This is a genomic window from Prevotella sp. CAG:592, from assembly GCF_000436015.1.
In the GTDB taxonomy this organism is placed as follows: Bacteria; Bacteroidota; Bacteroidia; order Bacteroidales; family Bacteroidaceae; genus Prevotella; species Prevotella pectinovora.
The window spans coordinates 19,193-20,406 of record NZ_FR892582.1 but is presented as its reverse complement, the minus strand read 5'-3'; the positions used below and the strand labels follow the sequence as shown (position 1 = coordinate 20,406).

The 1,214-nt window shown below is 42.0% G+C and carries 1 protein-coding gene; it reads left to right on the top strand.

Annotation, left to right across the window (positions count from 1 at the left end; all coding sequences use genetic code 11):
* The first annotated feature begins 233 nt into the window (after nucleotides 1-233).
* On the top strand, nucleotides 234-563 hold the full coding sequence (locus tag QVO99_RS06465) for a hypothetical protein (RefSeq protein ID WP_022316790.1): 330 nt from the start codon (nucleotides 234-236) through the stop codon (nucleotides 561-563).
* Nucleotides 564-1,214: the final 651 nt, after the last annotated feature.

Sequence of the window (1,214 nt, the reverse complement as noted above, 5' to 3'; positions counted from 1 at the left end):
TCAATCCCATTCACCTCAAATATACACACATCGCGAAGCTGCCGGATTTCGTTAGAGTCCAGCAGTTTCATTTCCAAATGGTATTGATTGCCTATGTAGGCGAAGTCACGTCCGAAAGTCATAAATGGCGCAGGAAAAGGAAAAGAGGGGGGTAGGGGGAGGTTACATAATAACTTCCAATTTGGAAGGAATCAGAAAATTGTTTACCTTTGTAAGAAATAAAATCAGATAAGATGGGAACAGAATTAATACCACAGGACGGCGACACAATAATTTGCCTAAAAGTAGGCAAAAAAGATAGGGAAGATTTGTATGAGATGACACGCAAGTATTGGAAAATGAGTTTGCAAAGGGCATCAAAAGCAAATCATGTCCTTGCCGTTGTGGATGGTATCGTAAAAGAAGACTACATCCCTCAAGATTGGAAATATACAGACAATCCAAAGTATGAGGGACGTATTGAATTTGTAGGGAATAAATGTTTGAATTCTCCTTACGTATGGAAAAGCGTGGTTTCTTTCTATGGGAAGAGCCAGAATCCGGTAAAATATATTAATATGTAACCGCTCCATGCCATACTCTGCATTTCGGGGAAAGCCTGTAACAGTTTATCAGGAATTTTATCAGGAACTTTCTTTATCGGTTCTCGCTTGTGCGCTTCGAGAGCTTTCTGTATTTCCCCAAGCATAAAGTCTATAAATGGTCCGGAGTCGGCAGCATTGCTGTTGGTAGTAATTGCGTCGTAGTATTGCTGCTGGTTGGCATACACCATGTTTTCCACCGACCTGCTTCACTGCTTCACCCTAATGACCGATTCGGGTTAAATTGGGCACGCTGCTTGCCCAACCGGGGCACGCTGCTTGCCCATCATGGGCAACGTGCTTGCCCCAGTTGGGCAGAATCTGTGCCAGACGTCTGCCCAATAAGTTAACCCAAAACGGTCATTAGGACGTTTACTTTATTTTTCATGACTGCTTGCTGCCTTTTGCCTTTTATAAGGCGTCTTTTGCTTGTTTTTAATTTGCAATAGCTCGCTATTACTCATTAAAAGACAAACAAAATACACTCTTCTAAAAGAGCAAAATACAAGCAAGCCCTAATGGCCGATTTGGGTTAATGTTGTAATACCATATTCCTGTTTCCAAGATTCTGCCGACACATGTAATTCCTCTCATCAGATAATTCCAGACAGTTTCAGACCATCCTGGCGGTTT

What these genes read in the sequence shown, in the direction of transcription:
- QVO99_RS06465 (WP_022316790.1), top strand. Translation starts at nt 234, where the DNA reads ATGGGAACAGAATTAATACCACAGGACGGCGACACAATAATTTGCCTA.